This is a genomic window from Microcoleus sp. Pol7_A1, from assembly GCF_036701085.1.
Classification (GTDB): domain Bacteria; phylum Cyanobacteriota; class Cyanobacteriia; order Cyanobacteriales; family Microcoleaceae; genus Microcoleus; species Microcoleus asticus.
The window spans coordinates 45,959-52,883 of the sequence record NZ_JAUBQD010000054.1 but is presented as its reverse complement, the minus strand read 5'-3'; the positions used below and the strand labels follow the sequence as shown (position 1 = coordinate 52,883).

Here is a 6,925-nt window from a genome sequence, read left to right as displayed (position 1 = left end):
TAGCTAATTTAGGATAATTACATTTACGTCAAGGAGCTTAACTACACAGAGGCTTTGACTGTTTTCGGAGATGTCTAATATTCACAGATTGGAAAATGGTGGGAAATCGTTTGTAGTGCTTACCTGATGATCGGCCTTTATACTAGGTCTAATACAGCAGTTAACTCCCAGGCTTCATCACCCAGCACTTCATCCGCAAAAAACTTCTCACTTCTTCACCGCTTTGAGCAACATCAAGACGCTTGATGAAAAAAACAGTTGTCAGAACCATATAAACAACTTGAGATTAATGCTGCAACCTTTAATTAGCTTTAACTTGATACAACAGTGGCTAAAAGTTTTTCCGATTCCACAATTATCTACAGGCTTGGCTCGATTAAAGGCGTTAATGAATTTTTACCCAAATCCCTTCTCTCACTTGATGAATGAGAGTGAATTTTTATTTTCTTCTTCCGCTTAGTGACAGAAGAGGGATATCAGTTATTGAGAATGCTAAAAAGCTATACAAAATAAGTATTACAGGCAAAATATATGAATAATGGCATTGTAGGGGTCAGCGGTTCGAACCCGCTATTCTCCATAAAAAAGATTAAATAAACGGCACTGCCCTATCCTAATTTGTACGCAAACAGTACCACCGTGTGCTTAAATGCGATCGCGCTTTGTACCGAAACAGTAGCACCCCGTGTTTAAATTCGATCGCGCCGCACACCCTGAAAACCAATTTTCCCGTAAAATCAAAACAGTCTACCCGCAAAAACAAAGCGCTACCTGTGGCAAAGTCAACTGAACCCAACAATCCAGAGAGTCCGATCCAACTTGCCCGATCGCCTCTGTACGACCTATCATTACAACTCAAAGGCCGGATGGTGCCCTTTTCCGGGTGGGAGATGGCAGTACAGTACGCAGGCATCAGCAGCGAACATCAAGCAGTACGCCAGCAAGCAGGAATGTTCGACATTTCCCACATGGGAAAATTTGGTTTGACAGGAAAAAAAGTAATAGAAAAATTTCAACCCTTAGTACCCTCAGACTTGAGCCGGTTGCAACCCGGTCAAGCTCAATATACAGTCTTGCTAAATGCCAAAGGCTGCATCTTAGACGACATTATTTTCTACTGCCAAGAACCAGACGCTATTACTAAGGAAGAACGTGCAGTAATTATTGTCAACGCCGCCACTCGCATCCCAGACAAAGCATGGATAACCACGCACTTAGAATTGAGCGAACTCTGTTTTACAGACATATCCGAAGATAAAGTTTTAATTGCCATTCAAGGGCCGGAAGCTGTTAACTATCTCCAGCCTTTTGTGGAAGACAACCTCGCACCAATTAAGGCTTTCGGTCACTTAGAAACAAATCTGTTGGGACAGCCGAGTTTTATTGCCAGAACTGGTTACACCGGCGAAGATGGGTTTGAAATCATGGTGGATGCCGAAGTAGGAAAAGAACTGTGGCAAAAACTGTTAGCTGCTGGGGTTGTGCCCTGCGGTTTGGGTGCGAGAGATACTTTGCGTTTAGAAGCAGCAATGGCTCTTTACGGTCAAGATATAGACGACAATATCACGCCTTTAGAGGCTGGATTGAGTTGGGTAGTTCACCTCGACACCAAAGGCGATTTTATTGGTCGCGAGGTTTTGGAACAGCAGAAAGCGAGTGGAGTATCGAAGCGGTTGGTAGGGTTAGAAATGCAGGGGCGGCACATTGCACGCCACGGCTATCCGGTAATATTTGAAGGCGAAACAGTAGGAGAAGTTACTAGCGGTACATTATCGCCTACATTAAACCGGCCAGTAGCCCTCGCATTTGTTCCGGCAAAATTAGCTAAAATCGGTCAGCAATTAGAGGTCGAAATTCGCGGTAAAAACTATCCGGCTAGTGTGGTGAAAAAACCATTTTATCGCTCGCAAAACCGCCCCAGTTAACTTAAGTAGGTGAGCATTAATTCAGGGGCGTTGCTTAGAGGAAGGATTCACAAGAAAGTGTAAGTGTATGTGTTGTTGTGGCACGGGCTTCTAGCCCGTTGCTCATATTGGTCGAGAAGATTCATCTACTAGCTTAGCAAATTTTCGCAAAGTTGCAGCATAGCGATCGCCCGCCACGTCCATCAAATCATTATGACCCGCCCCATCAACCCAAAAATTTAATTTCGGCTGCTTCGCCGCTGCAAACAACTGCTCTCCATGCCAAAAATGAACCACCTCATCAGCCTTACCATGAATCACCAAAACAGGCGATCGAACTTTGTCAATCTTATCAATATTCACAAACTTATCAAAGGGTAAAATCGGAATCCGCGTCAACACCCGAAAAACCGAAACAAAGGAATTTTCAACCACCAAACCGCCGACTTTTTGCCGCGACGCCAAATCAATTGCCGGCCCACCGCCCACAGAACGCCCGTAAAGAATAATTTGGTTTGCAGGTACTCTCAACTGTTGGATTAAATAATTATAAGCAGCATCAATATCACGATAAGTATTATACTCAGAAGGATTTCCCTGACTCGTGCCGTAACCTTGATAATCATAGGCAAACACAGCAAACCCGCTATCTCGAATCTCTCTGAGTACCCATAAAATCCCGCCCAAGTCTTCCGCATTCCCGTGACTGTAAAGTATGGTATATTTAGCTTGCGGGTTAGGAAAATGAACAGCAGAAATTTTCACGCCATTAGCTGAGCTAACTTTGATAACTTCCATGCTATCACTCTGACTAGATGGGGGATGTTGGAAAATTAGCCGTTCTGAAAAAAAGAAAGCGTAAAAACACAGAAATGCGTAAATAAAAATTAGAGATTTCATAAGTCGTTTGAGAGAAAATTCTCCGAAAAGCAAGCGTTTAATATTTTTTCTGTTCCACTTAGTCATTACTAAAGGCTCATAGTTGAATAAGATTTAACTAATACTTTTTTATTGCGAGAAAAGACATGGCACTAACATACCCCGATGACTTGAAATACCTAGACACCCACGAATACATCCGACTCGAAGGCGAAATTGCCACCATCGGCATTAGTGCCTTTGCAGTTGACCAACTCGGCGATATCGTGTTTCTAGATTTGCCAGAAGTCGGTGCAGAGTTGGAAAAAGGCGAAGCTTTCGGTACAGTCGAGTCAGTGAAAGCCGTTGAAGACTTGAAAGCACCAGTTACCGGTACAGTCGTAGAACGCAATGATGAAATTATAGAGTCTCCCGAAAATTTGGCGGAAGACCCCTATGGCGCTGGCTGGCTGCTGAAAGTGCGCGTTGACAACACCAGCGACGCAGACGAGGCTTTCTCGGCCCCGGAGTATCGCAAAATGGTGGAAGGCGAGTAGTTATGAGTTTTGGGTTTTGAGTGGGAATTTGGGGCTAGGGCTCGTTGATTCCTCCACAATCCGCCAGGGGTTGAAACCCACGGGGCTTATAGCACAAGTCGTCTAAATACGACTGAAATACTAAGCAGTTGCGCGGCGATTTGCGATAAGTGCGGCTTAATCTAAGGTCGGCGACCGACCACTTTAGCTGTGAGACAGGGGTTGAAACCCCTGTCGGACTGTCGGACTTTGATAGACGCAGAAAATCTTCCTGGTTTTCTTAGCAAAATGTTACAAACAAAGAAGCAAAAGTCTATTCAGGAGAATCCGCCTTGGTACTTTACAGCCCTCAACTTGAACCCAGTCAGCAGCAAAACCTTTCCCCCATCGGTGGTTTTGCGGGCCGACACATTGGCCCGACACCCAGCGAAATCCAGCAAATGCTCAATGTTTTGGGCATTTCCAGCCTCGATGAGTTGATTGACAAAACGGTTCCTGCGGCGATTCGCATTTCTCAACCGCTACAACTTCCCGCAGCGCAAAGCGAGTACAGCGCTTTGGCAGAATTGAAAGAAATTGCTGCCAAAAATCAGGTATTTCGATCGTACATCGGCACAGGATATCACGACTGCATAACTCCCCCCGTCATTCAGCGGAATATCCTAGAAAATCCCGGCTGGTATACAGCTTACACTCCCTATCAAGCCGAAATTGCTCAAGGGCGATTGGAAGCTTTACTGAACTTCCAAACCATGATAATTGACCTCACAGGTTTGGAAATTGCCAACGCTTCTTTGCTGGATGAAGGGACTGCTGCGGCCGAAGCGATGGCAGTTAGTTACGGCGCGAGTAAAAATAAGGCAAAAGCGTTTTTTGTTTCCCAAGATTGCCACCCTCAAACTGTGGAAGTCGTGCAAACTCGCGCTAAGCCGCTGGGAATTGAGGTAATTGTCGGCGACCATCAAAGCTTTGAGTTCGATCGTACAATTTTCGGCGCTCTCCTGCAATACCCCGCCACAGACGGCGCAATTTATGACTATACGGATTTTATTCGATCGGCACACGAAGTCGGCGCATTAGTCACAGTGGCCGCCGACATTTTGAGCCTTTGCTTGCTCACACCCCCCGGCGAATTCGGCGCGGATATAGCCGTAGGAAGCACTCAGCGCTTCGGAGTGCCGATGGGATTCGGAGGGCCCCACGCAGCCTATTTCGCCACGCGAGAAGAGTTTAAACGGCAAGTTCCGGGGAGAATTGTCGGCGTTTCTAAAGATGCCAACGGCAAATCTGCTTTACGTTTGGCCTTGCAAACTCGCGAACAACACATCCGCCGCGAAAAAGCAACCAGCAATATTTGTACTGCTCAAGTTTTGCTGGCAGTGATGGCGAGTATGTATGCTGTTTATCACGGGCCGTCTGGACTGAAAGACATTGCTGAGAAAGTATGGACTTTAACTGCACTTTTGGCATCCGGTTTGAAAAGTTTCGGATACAAAATTGGTTCTCAACCTTTCTTCGATACTTTGCGAGTAGAATTGGGAGACAAACCGCTGTCAGAACTTCTAGAAGCTGTTAAAGTTCGCAAAATTAATCTCCGAGTTTTCGATGATTCGACAGTAGGAATCACGTTAGATGAAACTGTCACCGTTGAAGATGTGCAAGAGTTGTGGAAAATTTTTGCACAGGATAAGGATTATATCAGGGCAGACGGGCAGAATGCTCTTAACATTCCGCTGGATGCCGACGCATTGAATTCATATTTGACGTTACCAGATTTTTGCGATCGCACCAGCAGCTATCTCGCCCATCCAGTTTTCAACAGCTACCATTCAGAAACTGAACTTTTGCGCTATTTGCACCGTTTAGAAGCCAAAGATTTATCGCTAAATACATCGATGATTCCGTTGGGTTCTTGCACAATGAAATTGAATGCAACAGCAGAGATGATGCCGGTGACTTGGGCGGAATTTGGCAAGATACATCCTTTTGCACCCCGCGATCAAACTCGCGGCTATCAAATGATGTTCGTGCAGCTAGAACAGTGGCTGGCAGAAATCACCGGTTTTGCGGGAATTTCTTTGCAGCCAAACGCCGGTTCCCAAGGCGAATACGCGGGCTTGTTAGTTATTCGCCAATACCACGAACACCGAGGCGAATCTCACCGAAATATCTGTTTGATTCCCCAGTCAGCCCACGGTACGAACCCGGCTAGCGCGGTGATGGCGGGGATGAAAGTAGTTGCTGTCGAGTGCGATTCTCAGGGCAATATTGATGTTGCGGATTTACATAAAAAAGCCGAGAAACACAAAAATGAACTGGCGGCTTTGATGGTGACATATCCATCTACGCACGGCGTTTTTGAGGAAGAAATTAAAGAGATTTGCGATATTGTCCACAACTGCGGCGGACAAGTTTATATGGACGGCGCCAATATGAATGCTCAAGTTGGTTTGTGCCGCCCCGGTGATTTTGGTGCTGATGTTTGTCACTTGAATCTGCACAAAACTTTCTGTATTCCCCACGGCGGCGGCGGCCCTGGTATGGGCCCGATTGGGGTAATGTCTCATTTGGTAGAATTTTTGCCCAGTCATTCTATTCTTAACAGTCAACAGTCAACAGTTAACAGTCAACAGTCAACAGTTGGTGCTGTTTCCGCAGCGCCTTGGGGAAGTGCTAGCATTTTGACTATTTCTTGGATGTACATTCGGATGATGGGAGGAGGGGGTTTAACTGAGGCAACAAAAGTAGCAATTCTTAATGCTAATTACATGGCAAAACGCTTAGAATCTTATTATCCGGTTTTGTACAAAGGGAAAGCTGGTTTGGTGGCGCACGAGTGTATTCTAGATTTGCGATCGCTCAAAAAATCTGCGACTATTGAAGTCGAAGATATCGCTAAACGGTTGATGGATTACGGCTATCACGCGCCGACGGTTTCTTGGCCGGTTGCTGGTACGGTAATGGTGGAACCGACGGAAAGCGAATCTAAACAGGAATTAGATCGTTTTTGCGATGCGATGATTGCGATTCGAGGCGAAATTGCGGAAATTGAAAAAGGTAATGTTGACGCGCAAAATAATGTCTTGAAAAATGCGCCGCACACCGCAGAATCTCTGATGGTTGATGAGTGGAATCGTCCTTATACTCGCGCGCAAGCGGCTTATCCGGCATCTTGGACTCGCGAATATAAGTTTTGGCCGCCGGTGGGCCGCATAGATAATGCGTTTGGCGATCGCAATTTTGTTTGTTCTTGTTTGCCAATGGAGGCTTACAGTCAAGGTTAAATCGCTTTCTCCGGGTGCGCAAGGCGCACTTGACCCTAGATAAAGTGTAGGTGCGCAATGCGCACCTTACCCTACATAAACGCGCTGAAAAAGATTTAATAAAAAACTACAAAAGCCCCCAGTAAAATAAAAGATGAATGCAACAGGCGTTGCTGATTTACGGTATGAAAGGCTAAAGATGCAAGTCACAGAAACCAGTATCCACAAAGCTTCGGGATTTTCAACTGAATTTTTTTCATACCCAGATTAAGCAACACCTAATTTTTAAAGTGTAACTTTAACACTCCAGGCATCGATTAGCAAAAGATCGATCGCCCTTATTGACAATCAAGCAATTTAGTCA

General features: G+C 45.5%; 4 protein-coding genes. 3 read left to right on the top strand and 1 reads right to left on the bottom strand.

Annotation, left to right across the window (positions count from 1 at the left end; translation table 11 throughout):
• The first annotated feature begins 773 nt into the window (after positions 1 to 773).
• Positions 774 to 1,925, top strand: coding sequence for a glycine cleavage system aminomethyltransferase GcvT (gcvT, locus tag QUA20_RS24470; protein WP_333191880.1), 1,152 nt, complete (start codon positions 774 to 776; stop codon positions 1,923 to 1,925).
• 102 nt (positions 1,926 to 2,027) lie between these two features.
• Here the strand turns inward: gcvT and QUA20_RS24465 are convergent, their stop codons facing one another.
• Entirely contained in the window at positions 2,028 to 2,870 is an 843-nt protein-coding gene (locus tag QUA20_RS24465) for an alpha/beta hydrolase (RefSeq protein WP_333191878.1), read from the bottom strand.
• A 59-nt stretch (positions 2,871 to 2,929) separates the two neighbouring features.
• On the opposite strand from QUA20_RS24465, the gene gcvH reads away from it, so the two are divergent.
• Positions 2,930 to 3,319, top strand: a complete 390-nt coding sequence (gcvH, locus tag QUA20_RS24460) for a glycine cleavage system protein GcvH (protein WP_333191876.1) — start codon at positions 2,930 to 2,932, stop codon at positions 3,317 to 3,319.
• Positions 3,320 to 3,630: 311 nt separating this feature from the next.
• A complete protein-coding gene (gene gcvP, locus QUA20_RS24455; protein ID WP_333191874.1) occupies positions 3,631 to 6,582 on the top strand; it encodes an aminomethyl-transferring glycine dehydrogenase in 2,952 nt (983 codons plus the stop codon).
• Positions 6,583 to 6,925: the final 343 nt, after the last annotated feature.

What these genes read in the sequence shown, in the direction of transcription:
- QUA20_RS24465 (WP_333191878.1), bottom strand. Translation starts at nt 2,870, where the DNA reads ATGACTAAGTGGAACAGAAAAAATATTAAACGCTTGCTTTTCGGAGAA.
- gcvH (WP_333191876.1), top strand. Translation starts at nt 2,930, where the DNA reads ATGGCACTAACATACCCCGATGACTTGAAATACCTAGACACCCACGAA.